This window comes from Pseudomonas fluorescens, assembly GCF_005938625.1.
GTDB classification, from domain to species: Bacteria; Pseudomonadota; Gammaproteobacteria; order Pseudomonadales; family Pseudomonadaceae; genus Aquipseudomonas; species Aquipseudomonas fluorescens_BD.
Genome location: NZ_VCNJ01000029.1, coordinates 315498 through 335632, shown reverse-complemented (window position 1 = coordinate 335632; position 20135 = coordinate 315498). Strand labels below are relative to the sequence as shown.

18 protein-coding genes are annotated in these 20135 nt (G+C 57.1%); 8 read left to right on the top strand and 10 right to left on the bottom strand.

Annotated features, from left to right (window positions below; all coding sequences use genetic code 11):
• Positions 1-486: 486 nt before the first annotated feature.
• On the bottom strand, positions 487-2691 hold the full coding sequence (locus FGA82_RS19620; protein WP_141128370.1) for an OsmC domain/YcaO domain-containing protein: 2205 nt from the start codon (positions 2689-2691) through the stop codon (positions 487-489).
• A 221-nt stretch (positions 2692-2912) separates the two neighbouring features.
• On the opposite strand from FGA82_RS19620, the gene FGA82_RS19615 reads away from it, so the two are divergent.
• On the top strand, positions 2913-5525 hold the full coding sequence (locus tag FGA82_RS19615) for a bifunctional diguanylate cyclase/phosphodiesterase (protein ID WP_141128369.1): 2613 nt from the start codon (positions 2913-2915) through the stop codon (positions 5523-5525).
• Positions 5526-5531: 6 nt separating this feature from the next.
• Here FGA82_RS19615 and FGA82_RS19610 read toward each other — a convergent pair whose 3' ends face one another.
• Both FGA82_RS19610 and ppk2 read right to left on the bottom strand, forming a co-directional pair.
• The gene (locus FGA82_RS19610; protein WP_141128367.1) at positions 5532-5747 is read right to left on the bottom strand and encodes a hypothetical protein; all 216 of its coding nucleotides are present in this window, start codon (positions 5745-5747) and stop codon (positions 5532-5534) included.
• Positions 5748-6247: 500 nt separating this feature from the next.
• Complete coding sequence (gene ppk2 / locus FGA82_RS19605) at positions 6248-7090, bottom strand: polyphosphate kinase 2 (protein WP_432767185.1); 843 nt, start codon at positions 7088-7090, stop codon at positions 6248-6250.
• Positions 7091-7258: 168 nt separating this feature from the next.
• Here ppk2 and FGA82_RS19600 point away from each other — a divergent pair, with 168 nt between their 5' ends.
• Positions 7259-9388 (top strand): TonB-dependent receptor family protein, encoded by a 2130-nt coding sequence (locus FGA82_RS19600; RefSeq protein WP_141128364.1) that lies wholly within the window; start codon positions 7259-7261, stop codon positions 9386-9388.
• Between the two features lie 40 nt (positions 9389-9428).
• Here FGA82_RS19600 and FGA82_RS19595 read toward each other — a convergent pair whose 3' ends face one another.
• Together FGA82_RS19595 and FGA82_RS19590 are read right to left on the bottom strand one after the other, a co-directional pair.
• Entirely contained in the window at positions 9429-9923 is a 495-nt protein-coding gene (locus FGA82_RS19595) for a hypothetical protein (RefSeq protein WP_141128362.1), read from the bottom strand.
• A gap of 125 nt (positions 9924-10048) precedes the next feature.
• Complete coding sequence (locus FGA82_RS19590; protein ID WP_171057312.1) at positions 10049-11134, bottom strand: protein kinase domain-containing protein; 1086 nt, start codon at positions 11132-11134, stop codon at positions 10049-10051.
• Between the two features lie 29 nt (positions 11135-11163).
• Here FGA82_RS19590 and FGA82_RS19585 point away from each other — a divergent pair, with 29 nt between their 5' ends.
• Positions 11164-11601, top strand: a complete 438-nt coding sequence (locus FGA82_RS19585) for a hypothetical protein (protein ID WP_141128359.1) — start codon at positions 11164-11166, stop codon at positions 11599-11601.
• Between the two features lie 97 nt (positions 11602-11698).
• On the opposite strand, the gene FGA82_RS19580 is transcribed toward FGA82_RS19585, so the two are convergent.
• Positions 11699-12355: an O-methyltransferase gene (locus tag FGA82_RS19580; RefSeq protein ID WP_141128358.1), complete on the bottom strand. Its 657-nt coding sequence runs from the start codon at positions 12353-12355 to the stop codon at positions 11699-11701.
• Positions 12356-12466: 111 nt separating this feature from the next.
• Between FGA82_RS19580 and FGA82_RS19575 the strand changes: the two genes are divergently transcribed.
• Positions 12467-13144, top strand: a complete 678-nt coding sequence (locus tag FGA82_RS19575) for a TetR family transcriptional regulator (protein ID WP_141128356.1) — start codon at positions 12467-12469, stop codon at positions 13142-13144.
• Here FGA82_RS19575 and msrA read toward each other — a convergent pair.
• Positions 13107-13613 carry a peptide-methionine (S)-S-oxide reductase MsrA gene (gene msrA / locus FGA82_RS19570; RefSeq protein WP_141128354.1) on the bottom strand — a complete coding sequence of 169 codons (507 nt, stop codon included), beginning with the start codon at positions 13611-13613 and terminating at the stop codon, positions 13107-13109. The two genes, FGA82_RS19575 and msrA, sit on opposite strands and share 38 nt — an antisense overlap.
• 409 nt (positions 13614-14022) lie before the next feature.
• On the opposite strand from msrA, the gene FGA82_RS19565 reads away from it, so the two are divergent.
• Together FGA82_RS19565 and FGA82_RS19560 are read left to right on the top strand one after the other, a co-directional pair.
• Positions 14023-15126 carry an HBL/NHE enterotoxin family protein gene (locus tag FGA82_RS19565; RefSeq protein ID WP_171057311.1) on the top strand — a complete coding sequence of 368 codons (1104 nt, stop codon included), beginning with the start codon at positions 14023-14025 and terminating at the stop codon, positions 15124-15126.
• Positions 15127-15193: 67 nt separating this feature from the next.
• Complete coding sequence (locus tag FGA82_RS19560) at positions 15194-16147, top strand: HBL/NHE enterotoxin family protein (RefSeq protein ID WP_141128351.1); 954 nt, start codon at positions 15194-15196, stop codon at positions 16145-16147.
• A 230-nt stretch (positions 16148-16377) separates the two neighbouring features.
• Here the strand turns inward: FGA82_RS19560 and FGA82_RS19555 are convergent, their stop codons facing one another.
• A complete protein-coding gene (locus FGA82_RS19555) occupies positions 16378-17595 on the bottom strand; it encodes an MFS transporter (RefSeq protein WP_141128347.1) in 1218 nt (405 codons plus the stop codon).
• Positions 17596-17726: 131 nt separating this feature from the next.
• Between FGA82_RS19555 and FGA82_RS19550 the strand changes: the two genes are divergently transcribed.
• Entirely contained in the window at positions 17727-18341 is a 615-nt protein-coding gene (locus FGA82_RS19550) for a TetR/AcrR family transcriptional regulator (RefSeq protein WP_141128346.1), read from the top strand.
• Positions 18342-18477: 136 nt separating this feature from the next.
• Here FGA82_RS19550 and FGA82_RS19545 read toward each other — a convergent pair whose 3' ends face one another.
• Together FGA82_RS19545 and FGA82_RS19540 are read right to left on the bottom strand one after the other, a co-directional pair.
• On the bottom strand, positions 18478-18774 hold the full coding sequence (locus tag FGA82_RS19545) for a DUF7660 family protein (protein ID WP_201783039.1): 297 nt from the start codon (positions 18772-18774) through the stop codon (positions 18478-18480).
• Positions 18775-18837: 63 nt separating this feature from the next.
• Positions 18838-19203, bottom strand: a complete 366-nt coding sequence (locus FGA82_RS19540) for a hypothetical protein (RefSeq protein WP_141128345.1) — start codon at positions 19201-19203, stop codon at positions 18838-18840.
• Positions 19204-19392: 189 nt separating this feature from the next.
• Here FGA82_RS19540 and FGA82_RS19535 point away from each other — a divergent pair, with 189 nt between their 5' ends.
• Complete coding sequence (locus FGA82_RS19535; protein WP_141128343.1) at positions 19393-19953, top strand: hypothetical protein; 561 nt, start codon at positions 19393-19395, stop codon at positions 19951-19953.
• Positions 19954-20135 lie beyond the last annotated feature (182 nt).

The following is a 20135-nucleotide window of genomic DNA, read 5'->3' as shown; positions in this document are numbered from 1 at the left end:
GCCAGTGACGGACATGTACGCGGGGGTTGCCATGGAATGCTCTCCTTGCTCAAAAGACACAAGCGACAGGCACCATTGCCTGTCCGTGCGAGCTTGGAAATATCAACTTTCATGCCAGCAATTACATTGCCATTATTCATCAACAACTTGTGTAAACAACTTCAACAGAAGTAGCTATTGCAGCCGGGAAGAGCCGCCGTAAGTGCGCAACTTTTTGCGCAGTACTGCGCAAAAAGTTGCGCACTTGGCTGCACGCCTTTAACGGCGTGGCCTGCAGCGTTTTTTACGGATGTTTTTTAAAAACAACTGCGCAACTTCTTGCGCAGTTGCTAAAAAGCGCTTTTATCTTCAATCGACGAAAAATCTCCAGACAACCTTACTCTCGTTGACGTTGCATCAACGCAGTTTTGCTGAATAGGCAAAACATCGCGTGTAAAGAAAAGCCAGGCAACTGCCTGGCTTTTCTGATCAGCGGCAATAATCCAATCAGTCCGAAGAGGCCGTCACATTTGCCCGCGCCGAATGCAGCTTTTTATAGCTCTCGATCAACCGCAAATGCCGATCCAGCCCTTCCAGCTTCATACTGGTCGGCGTCAGGCCATAGAAGCGCACACTGCCATTGACCGAGCCAATCGCCGCATCCATACGCTCTTCACCGAACATCCGGCGGAAGTTGGCTTCGTAGTCTTCCAGCTCGAGGTCTTCATCGAGTTCCATCTCCAGCACCACGTTGACCGCTTGATAGAACAAGCCACGTTCGACGGTGTTGTCGTTGTACTGCAGGAAGGCTTCAACCAGATCCTTGGCCTGCTCGTACTTCTGCAGAGCGAGACAGATCAGCAGACGCAGTTCCAGAATGGTCAGCTTGCCCCACGGCGTGTTGTCGTCGAACTCGACGCCGATCAGCGTGGTGATCTCGGTGTAATCGTCCTGTTCGCTGTTTTCCAGGCCTTGGGCGAGGTTACGCAGGCCGACTTTGCTCAGGTTGTGCAGGTTGAGGATGTCGGCGCGGAATTGCAGGGCTTTGTTGGTGTTGTCCCAGATCAGGTCTTCGACCGGGTAGATCTCCGAGTAATCCGGCACCAGAATCCGGCAGGCCTTGGCACCGATGTGCTCGTAGACCGCCATGTAGACTTCCTTGCCCATGTCTTCAAGGATGCCAAACAGCGTCGCGGCTTCTTCGGCGTTGGAGTTTTCGCCTTGGCCGGAGAAGTCCCACTCGACGAATTCGAAGTCCGGTTTGGCACTGAAGAAGCGCCACGACACCACGCCGCTGGAGTCGATGAAGTGTTCGACGAAGTTGTTCGGCTCGGTAACCGCCTGACCGGAGAAGGTCGGCTGCGGCAAGTCGTTCAAACCTTCAAAGCTGCGCCCCTGCAGCAATTCGGTGAGGCTGCGTTCCAGTGCCACTTCCAGGCTCGGGTGTGCGCCGAACGAGGCGAACACGCCGCCAGTGCGCGGATTCATCAGGGTCACGCACATCACCGGGAATTCACCGCCCAGCGACGCGTCCTTGACCAGCACCGGGAAGCCCTGTTCTTCCAGGCCTTTGATGCCGGCGAGGATGCTCGGGTACTTCTCCAGCACTGCTTGCGGTACGTCCGGCAGGGCCATTTCGCCTTCGAGGATCTCGCGTTTGACCGCGCGTTCGAAGATTTCCGACAGGCACTGCACCTGCGCTTCGGCGAGCGTGTTGCCGGCGCTCATGCCGTTGCTGAGGTAGAGGTTTTCGATCAGGTTGGACGGGAAGTACACCACTTCATTGTCCGACTGACGCACAAACGGCAGCGAGCAAATGCCGCGCTGGGTGTTGCCGGAGTTGGTGTCGAACAGGTTCGAGCCGCGCAACTCGCCGTCACGGTCGTAAATCTTGCGGGTGTAGTCGTCGAGAATCTCGCTTGGCAGCTCGTCTTTCGGCCCCGGCTTGAACCATTGCTCGTCCGGGTAATGCACGAACTCGGCATTGGCAATTTCCTCGCCCCAGAACTGGTCGTTGTAGAAGAAGTTGCAGTTCAGGCGCTCGATAAACTCGCCCAATGCCGAAGCCAGCGCGCCTTCCTTGGTCGCGCCCTTGCCGTTGGTGAAGCACATTGGCGAATGGGCGTCGCGGATGTGCAGCGACCAGACGTTGGGCACGATGTTGCGCCACGAGGCGATTTCAATCTTCATGCCCAAGTCGGCCAAAATCCCCGACATATTGGCGATGGTCTGCTCCAGCGGCAGGTCCTTGCCGGCGATGAAGGTGCCTGCGTCCGATCCGGCCACCGGCATCAACAGCGCCTGGGCATCGGCGTCGAGATTGTCGACTTCTTCGATGATGAATTCCGGGCCGGTCTGCACGACCTTCTTCACTGTGCAGCGGTCGATGGAACGCAAGATGCCCAAACGATCTTTCTCGGAAATGTCCGCCGGCAACTCGACCTGGATCTTGAAGATCTGGTTATAGCGGTTTTCCGGGTCGACGATGTTGTTCTGCGACAGGCGAATGTTTTCAGTCGGGATGTTGCGCGTGTCGCAGTACAACTTCACAAAGTAAGCCGCACACAACGCCGACGACGCCAGAAAGTAGTCGAACGGCCCCGGTGCCGAACCATCGCCCTTGTAGCGGATGGGCTGATCGGCGATCACCGTGAAGTCGTCGAACTTGGCTTCAAGTCGAAGGTTGTCGAGAAAGTTGACCTTGATTTCCATGCGGGATTACCAGAATACGGCTAAACGAATGGCGGCCATTATCCGGTTTTTGCGCGGGAAGTCTTGCCCTTTCGGGATTGGCCGCTGATCGGCGTCCTGCACTTGGGGAGGCAATTCACCCGGGGTTCACTACGCTTTAAATGCAGTTGCGTAGAAGAATCTGAACATTGCGACCGCGCCGTGGTTCTAGATTCAGAAGACAGCGGATCAAGGACGAGCACATGGACATTTCCAGCTATGCAGCCCCGCTTCCACCGCACCAGAACGCCGTTACCCGCCGCCTGGCCATTGCGGTCGGTGCGCTGTTTGTCAGCGGCGTGATTGCGGCGACGGTGGCTTTGCTGGGTATCGCCGAGCGCCTGGACAGCGAGGAGATCAACAAAACCCGCTTTTACTCGGCTCGCGCGCTGGAAAACCGCATCACTGCCTCGAAAAACTACATCACCAGCTACGCCTACTGGACCACGGCCTACGAGCATTTGAGCGGTCAGATCGACACCGACTGGGCCTACACCGAGCAGAACCTGGGCAAGACCCTGTTCACCAATGACGGTTATGACGGCGTGTTTGTGCTGAGCCGCGAAGGCACCCGCTACGCGGTGGTGCGCGGGCAAATGCTCGATGCCGAGCTTTCCGCGTTCGTTCAGGTGAGCGCCACGCAATTGCTGGATCAAGTGCTGGGCCAAAGTGACCTGACGAAGCCGGTCAGTCGCTATTCACTGTTCGAAGGCTGGCCGGCGCTGGTGTCGGCGGCGGCGATCATTCCCAACGATGAGCGGCCCCTCGGCGATCCACAGACCTCATCGGTGCTGGTGTTCGTCGACAAACTCACGCCGACCAAGTTGCGCTTGATCGGCAGTGGCTACGGTTTGAACAACCTGACCCTGGCACTGGACGCCACGATCGATCCGCAACGACCACGAGTGCCGCTGGACAGTACCGGTTACAGCTTGATCGCCGACCTGGAGCGGCCCGGGCAACATCTGTTGTGGTCACTGCTGCCACCACTTGGCGCGACAATGCTGGTGTTGATGCTGCTGACCGCCTACTTCTTTCGGCACGCCTTGCGCTCATCGCAATACGTCGACCAGAGTTTTGCCGTCATGCAAACCTCCAATCAGGCGCTGGAACACGCCAATCGCGAGCTGGAGGCCAGCGAAGAACGCTTTCGCGCCGTGGCCGAAGCCGCGTCCGACTGGATTTGGGAAGTCGACCGCCACCTGGCGCTGACGTACCTGTCGGCGCGCTTCAGCGAAGTGACCGGTTACCCGCAAACCTTGTGGCTGGGGCAAGACATCGGCCACCTGTTGAGTTGCGACACCACGCCGCTGGAACTGTGGCTGAGAAAACTGACCGAAGAAAACAGCGCCAGTGACTTGCGTTGCACCTACCGTGACCACTCCGGACAGCAGCGCCACTGTCGGCTGTCCGCCCGGCCGATCTTCGACAAGCACACAGTCAACGGCTATCGCGGCACCGCCAGCGACATCACCGACGAAGTCGCCGCCCATGCGCAGATCCAGCATCTGTCGATGCACGATGCCCTGACCGGCCTGCCCAACCGCAACAAACTCGCGCGTTATCTGGATGAAGCGCTGCTGCTCAAGGAGCACGCGCCGCCGCTGTCGCTGCTGATGATCGACCTCGACAACTTCAAACCGATCAACGATTCACTCGGCCACCCGGCCGGTGACGCCGTGCTGCAGGAAGTCGCCGTGCGCCTGCGAGAGTGCACCCGCGAACACGACATCGTCGCGCGACTGGGCGGCGACGAATTCATCGTGGTGCTCAACGGCATGGACAGTCAGCACGAAATCGACAAGTTCTGCACCCGCCTGATCGGCAGCCTGCATCAACCGATAGTTTTCGAACAGCACCCGCTGCATATCGGCGCCAGCATCGGCATCGCACTCAGCCGACGCCACGGCTATGTGCCCAGCGATTTGATCCGTTATGCCGACATCGCTCTGTATCAGGCCAAATCCGAGGGCAAGAACACCTGGTGTTATTTCGAAGCGCACATGAGCGATCAGATCCAGACACGCCGGCAAATGGAAGATGACTTGCGTCACGCGCTGACGCACAACGAATTCATCCTGCACTATCAGCCGCGCTACAAGGTCGATGGCAAACACATCGTTTCGGTCGAAGCGCTGGTGCGCTGGCAGCATCCCACCAAAGGCCTGCTCGGCCCGGACCTATTCATTCCATTGGCGGAGCAGACTGACCTGATCGTCCCGCTGGGGCGCTGGGTGTTGCGCGAAGCCTGCGAAACCGCATTGGGCTGGCCGGAGGACATTCTGCTGTCGGTCAACCTGTCGCCCGCGCAGTTTGCCGTCAGTGATGTGGTCGAAGATGTTCGCGAGGTGCTGGTGCAAACCCGTTTCCCGGCCAGTCGCCTGGAACTGGAGATCACCGAAAACGTGATGCTCAACGACACCGACGGCGCGCTGACCACCATGAATGCCCTGAAGGAACTCGGCGTGCGCCTGAACATGGACGACTTCGGCACCGGCTACTCATCGCTCGGCTATCTGCGCGCCTACCCGTTCGACGGGATCAAGATCGACAAGCGTTTCATCGCCTCAATCAGCAGCGGCACCAATGATCGCGCGGTGGTGCAAGCGATCATCGGCCTGGGCAAAGCCATGGGCCTGACGGTGACGGCCGAAGGGGTCGAGACCGAGGAGCAACTGGATATTCTCGGAGTCGATCAATGCAATGAGGTACAGGGTTACTTCATGAGTCGGCCGATCGACAAAGCAGCCTTTGCGCGGTTGCTGCAAGATTCCAGAGGCACGCAACTGCAAGTCCGGAAGGGTCGTGTGACCTGAACATGCTCAACCGTGTGTTCGCCCCGAGTCACCGGAGAACACATTGCCCGCATCGCGAACCAACTGCCGCCACTCGGCGCTGGTGATCAGCCCCTGCTCCTCCATTTCATCGGCGGCCTTGAGCAGTTCGTCGTACTGTTGTTCAGGGTCCAGACGCATCTGCGCTTGCGTCGCCAGTTTTCGCCATGCCGCCAGTTTTTCTTGTTTGCGCTGATCGAACATCGGGGATGATCTCGTTTTGGACTTCCTCCATAGAAAGACATGAGACCCCAGTGGTTCAGCGTAATCGACGGATGGACTGCTCACTTCTAAAGGGTAGTACTGATCAGCAATGCAGGAAACTCCACCAAACCCTGTGGGAGCGAGCCTGCTCGCGAAAGCGGATTGTCTGCACCGAAAATATTGGCTGACCCACCGCTATCGCTGGCAGGCAAGCTCCCACAGAGATCGGTGCTGGTCAGAAACAGTGGAGCGCTGGTGATCATTGTGGGAGCTGGCTTGCCAGCGATAGCGGTGGGTCAGTCATACAGAGGCTGACCGGGCTGGCCTTATCGCTGGCAAGCCAGCTCCCACAGGGTTTGCGCTGATCAGCAATGATGGATACACCACCGAACCCTGTAGGAGTGAGCCTGCTCGCGATAGCGAATTGTCTGTGGCGGATGTGTTGGCTGACACACCGCTATCGCGAGCAGGCTCACTCCTACAGGGATTGGGGCGGTTTTTCAGAACTTCTCGGCCACGCGCCGGTATGGATAATCCGGATCCCGGTACTTGCCCGGTTTCTGCCGTTTGGGCAACTCGACCTTGTCGCGCTTCACATCCTCATACGGAATGCGGCTGAGCACATCGGTGATGATGTTCAGGCGTGCGCGGCGCTTGTCGTTGGAGTCGGCCACCAGCCATGGCGCGTGTTCAGTGTCGGAATGTTTGAACATTTCATCCCGCGCCCGTGAGTAGTCGTACCAGCGGCTATAGGACTTCAGGTCCATGGGTGTCAGTTTCCAGGTCTTGCGCCCGTCGTTGATTCGCGCCTCAAGCCGGCGGGTCTGCTCTTCGGGGCTGACTTCCAGCCAGTACTTGAGCAGGATCACCCCGGACTGGACGATGGCGTGTTCGACCCAGGGAATCGATTTGAGAAATTTGTCGGCCTGATCGTCGGTGCAGAAACCCATCACTCGCTCGACCCCGGCGCGGTTGTACCAGCTGCGATCGAAGATCACCACTTCGCCTGCCGCCGGCAGATACGGCAGATAGCGCTGCACATGCATCTGGCTTTTCTCGCGATCGGTCGGCGCCGGCAGCGCCACCACGCGGAAGACTCGCGGGCTGACGCGCTCGGTCAGCGCCTTGATGGTCCCGCCCTTGCCCGCGCCATCACGTCCCTCGAAAACGATGCAGACCTTGACGCCCTTGGCAATCACCCATTCCTGCAACTTGACCAGTTCGACGTGCAGTTTGCGCAACTGCTCGAGGTAATCCTTGTTTTTCAGCTTCGGACTTTCAGGCGCCGTGGCGGCCTTCTTTTTGCCTTTTGCCTTTTGCCATGACCTTGGCCTCTCTCCAATAAATGCAGAAACAGAGTGTTGATTGACGGGACAAACCAGACACGTGAGGTTAGTTCATGCCGTGCTGTTTGCCATTGCCGGGCAAAAAGCCAAATTGCCATGTGTTTCGTTCGTTCTTTGTTACGTCGCACTGTTCATTGCCCGTTCTTGCCTGCCTGGAGTTTTTCGATGCCCGCGTCCAAATCCCTGCCCACTGCCCTGCTCGGCCTGGCCCTCGCCTGCCCGGCGATGGCCGAGACTCAAGGTCTGGAATTGGGGCAAGTGCTGATTTCGGCAGATGAGCAACGGGGTTCAGACGCCAGTGTTGAAGAAGCCAAGGCCCGCCTGGAACAAGTGCCCGGAGGCACCAACGTGGTCGACATGCGTCAGCCGTTGCAGGGCCGCGTGGCGAGCAATCAGGATGTGCTGGCTTATCAGCCCGGGGTTTATGCGCAGTCGGCGGGCAACGAAGGCGTGAAAATCTCGGTGCGTGGCTCGGGCATCAACCGCGCGCCGGGCGCCCATGCGTCGGGGCTGTACACGATGCTCGACGGTCTGCCACTGACCGGCCCGGGCGGCACGCCGTATGAATTGCTTGAACCGCTATGGGTCGATCACGTTGAAGTGCTGCGCGGCGCCAACGGTTTTGATCGCGGTTCGCTGGCACTGGGCGGCGCCATCGATTACGTCAGCCACACCGGCTACACCGCGCCGAAACTGCAAGTGCGCTACGCCACCGGCAGCCACGGCTATCAGCAGCGTCAGGTCAGCTCCGGGCAAGTGCTCGGCGACTTCGATTACTACGTGTCGCTCACCGATTCCAACGCCGACGGCTATCAGGATCACACTGCCAGCGAGAGCAAAGGCGTAATCGCCAATTTCGGCTATCGCTTCAACCCGAACCTGGAAACCCGCTTCTATATCCGTTACCGCGAGACCGACAATGACCTCGCCGGCCGCGTGACCAAGCACTCCATCGAGCATTCGCCCCGGGCGGCCAATCCGTCCTATGTGGCACGCGACGACAGCCGCAAACAGCCGGGCAGCACCTTCATCGGCAACAAGACCACTTATTACATCGACGACGATTCGAGCATCCAGACCGGCCTCGTTTATCACGACTACCCGATGGACCTGCGCGAAGGCCCTAACCGTTTGAAGGTCGCCTATACCGACGTCAGCGGCACCTTCGACTACAAGCGCCGCGACACGATTTTCGGTATGGAAAGCCGCAGCAACGTCGGCCTGCGCGTGACCAAACACCTGCCCAACGACGGCGCCAGCGAGTTCGTGCGCATCCCGACCGCGCCCAACACCGCCAGCTACGTGCCCGGCACGCGCATGCGCAACTTCACCTATCAGGGTTCCGACACCGTCCTGCACTTTGGCAACGACCTGGAAATTGCCGACGACCTGTGGCTGACCACCGGCCTCGCCGCCATCTACACCCGCCGCGAAAGCGCTGTGACCTACCCGCAAAGCGGCGGCAAAACCAGCATGAACGACTGGGACTACGCGCCGCGCCTCGGCCTGCGCTACCAGATCACCCCGGACCTGCAAGTGTTCGGCAACCTCAGCCGCTCGGTTGAGGCGCCGCATCCGTGGTCGCTGATCTACAGCTCCAACGTGCGCTTTCCGACCGGCAGTGGCGCAGCGACCGGCACGCAGAAAGACCCGATCAAACTGCAAAACCAGACCGCGACTACGCTGGAGCTGGGTGGTCGTGGCGACAGCGCCGTCGGCGAGTGGAGTCTGGCGTGGTACTACGCGCAAGTACGGCATGAATTGTTGTCGGTGTTGCCGGATGCCAACGCCGTCACCCCGTACGAACTCAACGCCAGCCCGACCGTGCACCAAGGCGTTGAGGCGAGCCTGAACAGCAAACTCTGGTCGGCGGCCGATGGCCGTCTGTTGAGTTTGCGTCAGGCGTATACCTTCAGCGACTTCCACTATCGCGATGATGATCGTTTTGGTGACAACCGCCTGCCCGGTCTGCCAATGCATTACTACCAGGGTGAGTTGCGTTACGACTGGCCGCAGGGTTTCTTCGCGGCAGTGAACACGCAATTGGTGTCCAAGGTGGCCGTGGATTACGCCAACAGCTATTACGCCGATCCTTACGCACTGTTCGGCGCGACGCTGGGTTACAACGCGCCGAAAGGTGACTGGCAGGGTTGGGTGGATATGCGCAATTTGACCAACAAGCACTACGCGGCGACGGTTACACCGGGGTATGACGACAAAGGGCTGGATGCCGCGCGGTCTACGCCGGGTGAAGGGATGGGGGTTTATGTTGGGGTTTCGTGGAGTTTGTTGTGAGTGGCATCCCATCCATACTCTCGAAAAAACGCTCAATATTTTAGGGCGTTATTATCTGCTGGAGCCTCTCCAGGCTTTCATCGCTAATAATGGTCGCGGCATAACAGACAAAGTCTACCGTTGCAGTTTTGCTGCCTTCTCCCGCGATGACAAACTCAATGACTGCCTGGCAGGGAGTGCTGGCAGCACGGCTCACCCAGTTATTTTCCGCTGCCTGATCTTCAAACTGTACAGTTGTATTAAGTCGTGATGGCTCTGATGACAGAATCTGCGACTTGCCTTTCTCAACCAGCAAGCCGTCACCCTTAATCCTGACTTGATTCTTGATATCCAGGTCGGACACCAGGCTCACTTTCCTGATAGCGGCATCAACGCCCCCACTGTTAGTAATCAATAGTGAAATGTGAGAGGGCGTACTGGAGATCACAGCCCCCTCAAGCGACACTTCTCGACCTTTCCAGGAGTCATAAGTAAAACTTGCTCCCGCCGCGACGATACCGACTGCCGCCAACGCTTCAGAAAAAACAGTGATCACCACTCTATTCTTCAACGTCCACTGCAAAAATCTGCGCCACCCCGCGCACATCCGGGATTTCGTATTTACAACGGCCAAGTAGCTGTGCCTGCACAAAGAGACGAATTGCATCTGACACCTATCAATCAGTCACTAAAGTGCTCAACCTTGAAGTGCTTCCATCTAACCTCATCGAAGTAATTTGGGTCATCCAGAAATCGTTCAATCATGCCAATATCCAATGGCATGAAGTCCTCCACCAAAACAAACCAGAGCGCATGCCTTGCCTCCTGAATAAACATCCGTTGCTCGGGGTTCTTGCGTAACAAGCGCGCAATAAGCCTGGATAAAATCGGCGCCTGCTTTCCCGCATGTTTAGAAACTTCAAGCAGCCCGGATTCAATCACCTGTTCAATTTCGTTCTGCGCCGCGGAATACTCTCCGATATTGCGAAATGAAAACAGATCCTTGCCTGTCACCAATTTATACAACAGCAAGCCCATGGCCCACGAATCATACTTATTGTATTCAGCCCCGGAATTATCCCAATCAATAAAGGTTTCTGGCGGCAAATTGTAAAAAGAGTTGGTTATCTCTCGTCCATTACCATTGTGAATCGTGACCATATCATCACTTTCACTCTCGCTGTATTCGAACTCCGCTCGACTGTAGGACTGCCCCCAATCAAGAATAATGGCTTTAAAATCAGGCCTGTCAGAATACAAGTCAACCTCCTCATCCAGGAGAATGACATTTCCCGGATGCAAGTCTCGGTGAGTGACAAACGTACTGAAATGCTCGGCTGCTCCAAATACCCTATACGCTACGTTGAGCCGTTCTTGCAGAGATGCACCTTGAAATTTTTCACGAAACCAGTCTAAAAGAAGCAGCCCATTTATTTTTTCAGTGATCAGATACAGGATTTTCCCCTGAAACAACTCACCGCTGGCTAAATACTCCGGCGTCTTCTTCATGATCCGATTGGAAAAAGCTCTTTCTTTCAAAAAACTTGCTTCATTCCTGAACCTCGCGCATTCCAACTCAGAACGCGGAAAGATACAGAACTTGACAAACACCTCCTCACCCGTTTTTTCATCAATACCAAAAAAACCTGTGGAGCTTTTCCCACCCGAGATCTCCTTGGACAGTCTGTATCTATTCTCCAAAAGAGAAAGTCCTGTCACGTCAAAAAAATTCTTGTCTTTGATTTCATCACCGGTCGGCGCTAACATTCGGATAAACTTCTCAAGTAGGAAACGGAATGCCTTCATTATATCGGGGCTTTAACCAGCCTCTGACCTCTACCATCCAAACTAATATTTTTCGAAAGGATCCTCGTACCCCTCGCGATACCGACCAAGAAGTCCACGATCATGCTGACGCATGGTTTTTCAAGCATTTTGGTATTTATGCCAGAAGTACAACAATCATCTGCTCAACAGATCTATCTCAAGCCAGATCCTACGGCGCAACTTATCGTATTACGCCCTCTACCCCCTGCACAATCATCTACAGCCCGCTAGTCAGGGATTTTCTGGAACACGAATGCGAGTTGCCTTCACCATCGCAAGCAAACGTATGGGAATGGCTTGAGACAAAGGGGTACATCGCCGTAAAAAACGTTCATGACATCAAGCCAGCTTTTTTAGGCGAAGTCATGGTCTGCTGCGAGAGTTTTATGCCTACCCCCATAATTTAAGCTGCACGGGCACTCTGGCCGGGTAATGGCCTGACCCGGCATCAGCCATTTGCGATGAAGTGCTAGATCAAATCCTTCAGTCTCCACTTCGGCGGATTCAACCCAGCCGCATCGAGAGCTCAATATCACCCGCAAACGGCACGGATAAATACCCGTTCTGCGGCGCCCGCACGTAAGCCAGATACTCCGGGCAATAGTCGGTGTTGTCCGCCACCACCAGCGCGCCCGGCTTCAGGTGTTTTTCGACCAGACTCAACACGTCGCCATACAACGCCTTCGCGCCATCGAGCAGGAGCAGATCAACCGACTCTGGCAGATCCGTTGCCAGCGTCACCAGCGCGTCCCCTTGACGAATCTCCACCAGATCACTGACGCCACCCTCAACGAAGTGATGACGCGCCATCTCAACTTTCGACGGTTCGAACTCACTGCCGATCAGCACTCCGCCGCCGTTATCGCGCAACGCGGCCGCCAGGTGCAGCGTCGAAAGGCCGAATGAGGTGCCGAACTCGACAATGGCTTTGGCTTGGGTGTTGCGCGCCAGCATGTACAGCAGCTTGCCGGTATCGCGGGAGACCGGCAGCCACAGGTCTTTGAGCATTTCATAGAGTTTCAGGTATTCGGTTTTGCTGTGCATCAGGCGTTCGCGTTCTTCGCCAGACACTGAATTGAGCATCGGACTGGTGGCAACGCTGGCTTGGGTGTAGAGGCGTTCGATCAGGCTCGCCAAGGGGTCAGTGGTCAGGGTGGTCATGATTGCTTTCCGTTAGTTGGGGATTAAAATGCGAGCAATTCGTCGCATTTAAATGATGCGAGCGATTCGCTTCTTGCGCTATTCGCATTCCCACGGACGCCCGAGCTGCCCATGACCAACCGCCAGACTGCCCGTATTTCCTCACGCAAACAGCCGCAGCAGGCTCGCTCCAGCGAACTGGTGGCGGCGATTCTGCAAGCGGCTATTCAGGTTTTGAGCGAGCATGGGGCCAGCCGTTTCACCACCGCACGGGTGGCAGAAAAGGCTGGCGTGAGTATCGGCTCGCTGTATCAGTACTTCCCCAACAAAGCGGCGATCCTGTTCCGCTTGCAGAGCGATGAGTGGCTGCACACCACGCAGATGTTGCAGCGGATTTTGCAGGATTTTGAACAGCCGCCACTCGTACGCCTGCGCACCCTGGTGCAGGCATTCATTCGTTCAGAGTGCGACGAAGCGCAGATGCGCGGCGCACTGAACGACGCCGCCCCGCTCTACCGCAACGCCCCCGAGGCCCATGCAGTGCGCGCGGCCGGGCGGCAGATCTTCGCCGCGTTCATGGAAGAATTACTGCCCGATGTCGCTGAGCAAATCCGTTCGGCGGCGTGCGATCTGATCCTGACCACGCTCAGTTCGGTGGGGAAAGATTTTTCCGCCAGCCCACGTACCGAGGAGGAAGTCTCGGTATGCGCCGACGGGCTGGCGGATATGTTCAGCGCTTATGTGCTGACGCTCAATGAGCGGCGCGCGCCCCTCACGCGCGCTTCGGCAGCTTCCAGTTCGGCCGAATGAAATGGCAGGTGTAGCCATTCGGAATACGCTCCAGGTAATCCTGATGCTCCGGCTCCGCTTCCCAGAACGGCCCCGCCGGTTCGATTTCGGTCACCACGCGGCCCGGCCACAGTTTTGAGGCGTCGACATCGGCAGCCGTGTCTTCAGCGACATCGCGCTGTTCTTCGCTGAGGCAGTAAATCGCCGAGCGATAGCTGCGTCCAAGGTCGTTGCCCTGACGGTTGGGCGTGCTCGGGTCGTGGATCTGGAAAAAGAATTCAAGAATCTGTCGATAGCTGATCACGGCAGGATCGAAGGTGATTTCGATGGCCTCGGCGTGGTCGCCATGATTGCGATACGTGGCGTTCTGCACATCACCGCCGGTGTAACCGACGCGGGTCTGCAACACGCCGGGATAGCGCCGCAGCAAATCCTGCATGCCCCAGAAGCAGCCGCCGGCGAGGATGGCGGTTTCAGTTTGAGTGGCCATGGGATGTCGTTCCTCTTGAAGAGTGGGTATAGCCATGGTTATGAGGGTGAGTTGGCTGATTCCAAGGGGGAACTCAAAGGGTTCCTGTAAGAAACTTGCTGCCTGATTGCAGCCATTGACCACAGACTCCGCGGCAACGCGCATCGCCGTTGAAAATCGCTGGGTAAGCGAGGGCTGTCGATCAACGTTACCGTTCAGCGGTTATTTCAGCGAATTAAGAAAATCACATCTAGTGTTGCATGACTGGCCAAATGCCAGCCCACGCGAGAGTCTGGAAAGGCGCTCGTCACTAACAGCAATGCCAAAGAAATCAGGGATGGTTTGTGCTTGCGGTTTCACGCTAGTCGCTTTCAGCGATTGGCTATTCCCTATTCCCTGTGTTTCGTTGATTTCTCTCAAGGAAAGAAAGATGAGCAACGTACAGTCAATACGCCCACTCCTCGTGAACTCGACTTTACCCACTGACGATCACAGCGCAGCAATCAATCAAACTGCATCTGTGGGCGCTCTGGTCAATAGTTGCTGCACGGCAATCTTGCAGCAACCGAACATGGTGGTGCCGGCCATGCCCGAGATGGCGACGCACCAGCAAACCACTCGAGACCACGCGAACTTGTGGATCAATACCGTCCAGCCGGCACTGATCGGCAGCATTGGTGGGGTTGTAGGCTTCTCAAATCAGTTCAACGCGTATCTCACACCGTTGATCAACGCAGCTCCGACCGTCAACACCGATCCGAAATCGAAACAAACGGTTATTGAAGGTCTACAGCTTCTGAAAACCGCTGCAACGACGCAAAAGTCGAATTCCACGTTAGCTTGCCAAGCGGTGGATAGTTTCCGAAGCAATTTCTCCAGCGACTTTGTCGCCTTCGCTTCAGACATCGATACTCTTTCGATCAAGCTCATTGGTGATAATGGGGAAATCACTCAACTGCAAAATAAAATGTCGTCGCTGCAGAGTGGAATGAACAGTGATCTGACAATGATTGCTGGAGGTGCAGTCGGCGTTGTCGTAGGTGGATTGATGATTGCGGTGGGCGTGCTTGCTGAAATCCCGACTGGCGGCGTTTCCACGGCTCTGGTCGTGGCAGGAGGCGTCGTCGTGGCCGGCGGAGTGGCGGTCACCATTTATGGTTCTGTGGATTACGCGAACAAAATGAAGCAGTACAAAGAGGCTGCAGAGCAACTGGCTAGAGACCAGGCAGAAGTAACGTTGATGACGCACGCCAAGGGTCAACTTACCTCGCTCAACTCTCAGATCGCATCAGCCATCACAGCCCTGAACGCAATGGAGGCCTCCTGGCAGGTGCTGATCACAAACTTCAATACATTGCTCGAGCAAGTAGAAGGGACCAATGTCGACAGCGTTTTCCTTTCTGCACAGCTCATTGCTGCAAGTTCTGACTGGAATGACATGGCGACACAAGCACGCAAAGTGCAAGACATGATCAATCCGGCTCAAGTGCCTCTCTCTGTCGTCGAAAACATCCCCACCCCGGCTGCGGCCTGACACTCTCTGAATATGCATCGGCCATCAAGGCCGATGCATTGGTTTTGCTGCGAAAAGGGAAAACATCATGTCTCTTATGCAAAAGATCGACGTCAGCACGGTCTCGGCCTTTCGGAGCGCCGAAATCAATGCCGGTACCACCGTCGTGTCCAGTACCCTCGCCCTGCTGGACACGCTTTCGAACAGGATTGCCCAGTTACCGGATGTAGGTAACAACAATATTCCCGCATTGAATCAGCACATCAACGCGGTCAAGGCTTTGGCCAATGCATGGCCCACTACAAACAGACCGTCGCTGTTAGCGGCCATGCAACAACTGAAGGGCTTTGGCGATAGTTTCACATCGTCGGATGCGCCCGCTTTGCAGCGAGCATTCCAATCAATGGCTGATAACCAACAGGGGGCACAGCAAGCTGCGGTAGACCTCACCAGCCAGATTATTCAGAAACTGTCGGGCCCAAGTCTCGCCGTCAATACAGTGACTCATGATATTGGCGACTACCTTGGTCAACTGGCCACTGCTTCGTCAGATATAAGTGGCGACGCTTCGACAGTCGCTCAGCGAATTCAAAATGACCAGGTCAGGTCGGCAATGCTGGCGGCTCAAGCCAGCAGCCTTCAGGGCAAGCTCAATGATGCGCGCAGTCGAGCTAAATGGTATTGGCTCATGGGGCCGCTGGCCGCATTACTCGCTCAGGAGATCGACTCTCTGGCTTCGAACCTGAGTGGTGTGATCGATCAGCTCAATCAAATCAGAGCAGATCAGGCCAGCACGCTTGCAGAGGAAAACTACCTGCAAGCCTTGTTGCCCGCACTGAATGCCTACCTTACAGGGGTGAATCAAATGGGAGCGGGGATCAATTCAATTCTCGCCGGGATTCAGGCCTTGCAAAGTCAGCTCGGTCAGCTCAAGGGGGCGATTGAATCGTCACCGGGGGCAGGCGCATTCGCTAGCGCACAATTACAAGCCGCCATGGCTGACTGGCAAGATATTTCCACGAAACTGGGTCAGCTGACTTGAGTAAGTGCTTCGCTGGATAAGGACGCACAACACTTGAAGGATACTGCTCGCAAACGGCTTGACGCCCCGTCCTTTGCGCCGCGGCGCCTGACTCCATCCAAGCACCATTGCCCGGGAAAGCGCCCTGCCACGCTTTCCCGGGCGCAACTCTCACCCGTATTGAGGGCCTGCGGTTTGAGCCTGATGGTTTCTACCCCCCTACCTCCGCCACCGCCCGACACGTCCGGGCATCAGTGCCCGGTAACCGCAGCCGTTCCAGCAACACGTGGCCCCGATCTGAATCCATGCACCCGCGCGCCGAAGGCAATGGCAAACCCTACGCTCACCAGCACCACCATGGCCCAGGGAAACGAGGCGACACCCCAGCGGTCGAGCAACACCCCGCCGACCACCCCGCTACCGGCTATCGCGCTGTTCCACGCCACCACGTTCAACGACAGCGCGACATCGGCGCCGTCGCCGGCGGCATCCGCCAATGCCGTTTGCAGCAACGTCGCCGCGCCACCAAAACTCAATCCCCACACCGCCACGCCGAGGTAAATCACCTGCGGCACATGCCCCCAAAAGCCAAACAGCACACAAACCAGCGCAAACGTCGCCAGGCTCGCCAGCACGGTCTTGCGCAACAGCGGCTCAACCAGTTTCGCCGTCAGCCAGATCCCCGCCAGCGCGGCGATACCGAACACCAGCAACACCAGATCCACGCGATCCGCCAGCCCCGCCGGCGCCACGAACGGCGCGATGTAGGTGTAGAGAATGTTGTGTGCCAGCATCCAGCTGATCACCACGGCCAGCACCGGTCGAACGCCCGGCGTCGTCAGCACATTGCGCAGCGACAGGCGCTGATGCGCAGGCTGCGGTGGATAGTCGGGGACCTTCACCAGCACCCATACAATCAAAATCAAAGTCAGCCCGGACATGATACCGAACGTCGTGCGCCAACCGACCAGCCCTCCCAGCCATGTGCCGAGCGGCACGCCCAAAGACAGGGCAATCGGCGTGCCGACCATGGCCAGCGCCAACGCCTTACCCTGCTGATCCGGCTCGACCATCCGCCGTGCATAACCGGCCAACAAGCTCCACGCCAACCCCGCCGCCACCCCCGCGAAGAAGCGCGCTACCAGCGTCACGCCATAGTGCGACGACAGCGCCGTGATCGAGTTGAACAGCAGAAACCCAACGATGGTCAGCAACAACACATTGCGCCGACGCCAGCCACGCGTGGCAATGGTCATCGGGATCACCGCCAGTACCGAGCCCAGCGCATACGCGGTGACCATTTGCCCGGCCATGGAAGGCGAAATCGTCAGGCCGTCGCTGATCAGCGGCAGCAGCCCCGCCGGCAGGGTTTCGGTGACAATGCAGATGAATCCGGTCATGGCCAGCGCCAGCAAGGCGCCGATGGGCAGGCTTTTGGGCGCTGCCGATAATGTCATTGAGGGTGTCACGGGAAACTCCTTGAGTTTGGAAATTCAGACTTGCGTACCGATCGATATAAAATACTGGCGGCAGCCGAGGCCCGTTGTCAACGACTTATGTATCGACTAGTATCCAAATCACTTCCCGAGGAGTTTCAGCTATGGCCAGAACCGGCCGCCCCCGCGCATTCGATCGCGACGACGCCGTCGACCAGGCCATGCAATTGTTCTGGCAACACGGCTACGACTCGACATCCCTTTCACTGTTGAAGGCTGAACTGGGCGGCGGCATTTCCGCACCGAGTTTCTACGCCGCGTTCGGCTCCAAAGAAGCCCTTTTCGATGAATGCGTGCAGCGTTACCTGACGACCTTCGCCCAAGTCACCGAATGCCTGTGGGACGAAAACCTGCCGCCACGCCAAGCCATCGAAACCGCACTGCGCCAGTCAGCACGCATGCAATGCGAAGACGGCCACCCCAAAGGCTGCATGGTCACCCTCGGCGTCATGAGCGCGCCGAGTCCGGAAAACGCCCACGTCGCGCAAGCCCTCACCCACTCCCGCGCCCGCACACGCGCAGGGATTGTGGCGTGTGTCGAGCGCGGTGTGAGTGAAGGACTGTTAGCGGACGACACGAACGCCGCCGCCATGGCGACGGTGTTCGATAGTTTCCTGCAGGGGATTTCCATTCTTGCTCGAGATGACACGCCGCTGGAAAGCATTGATGCGGCGATTACGCAGGTGATGCGCACGTGGGATGTGATGGCGAAGAGTTGACGTCTACATTGCACCCACCTGATCTGCGCCCATCTCGCCCAAGGCAGTACGCGGTCCTAACCATCCAGGACACGCCAAACCCCTGGGCGTTTTCTTATCAAAAAAATGCAGGCCTAAAGCGGATGATCTGCGAGCCTCACTCGTAAAACTTCCCAGCCAACAAAATCTCCGCGCACCGTTGCCAGACATTAGAAACGGCAGCATCCGCCTGAGCATTCCTCGAAGTAGCCATCGCCCAAGCAGCCGCCGCATCAAGAAACGTATCGACCGATCCATTTTCCCAGCCTAACGCACCCGCCTGATAAGCAGACGATGGTGTCGCCTTCTCCAGCGCCCGCTCACGGGAGAAATCAGCACCCAGCGCCGCGACGAAATCGATGAACGATTGCTCATCGGTGACACGTTCCAGCAACTCATCAAGATCTACAGACATAGCCATCCTTGCGTTGAAAGGTTAGTGCCAAGCAGCACGCGATAATCACAAGATGCCCCATCGCTAAGCGACCACCTCAACATAACTCGACTCCCCGCCACCCTCGGCCCCCGACAACCAACCCCACACAAACCGCAACGTCGTCCGCCCCGCCTCATCAACCCCCACCACGCCCCGCGACCAACCCGCGCGGATCTCGCCATCCGTGGTGATGCACTGATAAAGCAGCTCGATACTATCCGGCCCGGTCACCCGCCCGACCTGGTTGCCCATGCGAATATGCCCACCCGCGTAAGTCCCCCAAACCGCCTCGCCTTCGACGAAGTAGTGGAACACCGTGCGCGCATCGGACAACCCCTGAGCGTTATTCGCCACGGAAAACCGGCGGTTGTTCAAACGCTCGGTGACTTGCGAAAAAGCAGATTCCATAAACCACACATCCTTAGTCGATAAGATCCATTCCAGCCTGCGGGCATCCTAATCCATTACCTGCGCGCAGCAAGGCGCTACAGGCGTTTTCTGCCAACCCAACCGCACCGCCACGTTTGACGGTCCTACCCGCCGCACCTAGTCTGCCCAAACACCCTGACAGCCAAAACCGAGTTCACGAGAGGCAAGATGAGCAACTTCCCAATCGTCGCCACCGTTCTCTCAATGATCCTCGGGCTCTCCGTCACCCGCCTCCTGCTCGGTGCATTAACGGTGTTCCGCATCCGCCGAGTAGCCAAGCCAGACTGGGTGGCACTGGTCTGGGCGATGATGCTGTTTACCACGCAGCTGGAATTCTGGTGGGCGGTCAACGCACTGTCGGCGGTGAAACAGACCTTCTCGTTTCTCGAATTTCTACTGTTGGTGATGCTGACACTGTCGCTGTTCGTAACAGCGGCGTTGTTGCTGCCGAGCCGTAGTGAGGATGAGCAGAACGGGTTGCGCGTGTATTTCGAACAGGACGGGCGCTATGCATTGCTGTCGCTATCCACGTACCTGTGCCTGGGGCTGATCGTCAATGTCACGTTGTTTGAGGCATCGCCGGTAGCGCTTTGGGGTGTGCTGGATGTGATCATGATTGTGTTGCCGATTGGCGCGTTTTTGGCTCGGTGGCGTAAAGCGTATGCGGTGATTACGCTGATTTATGTGCCGATTAATGTGATCGACACGCTGATTTCGCTGGCGAATTAACTCCCCCTGTAACGAGAGAGCTTGCCCCCGATGGATCGCGAAACGGCTCCAGCTCCTCCAGTCCACAAAGACATCGCAAAAACAGCTCGAACTACCCTGTTGAAGCAATTCCAGGACTTTGTTTAAAGACACCCCAAGTTACGTCATCCCAACCTACAACGCCTTGCGCCGTTGCCTACGAC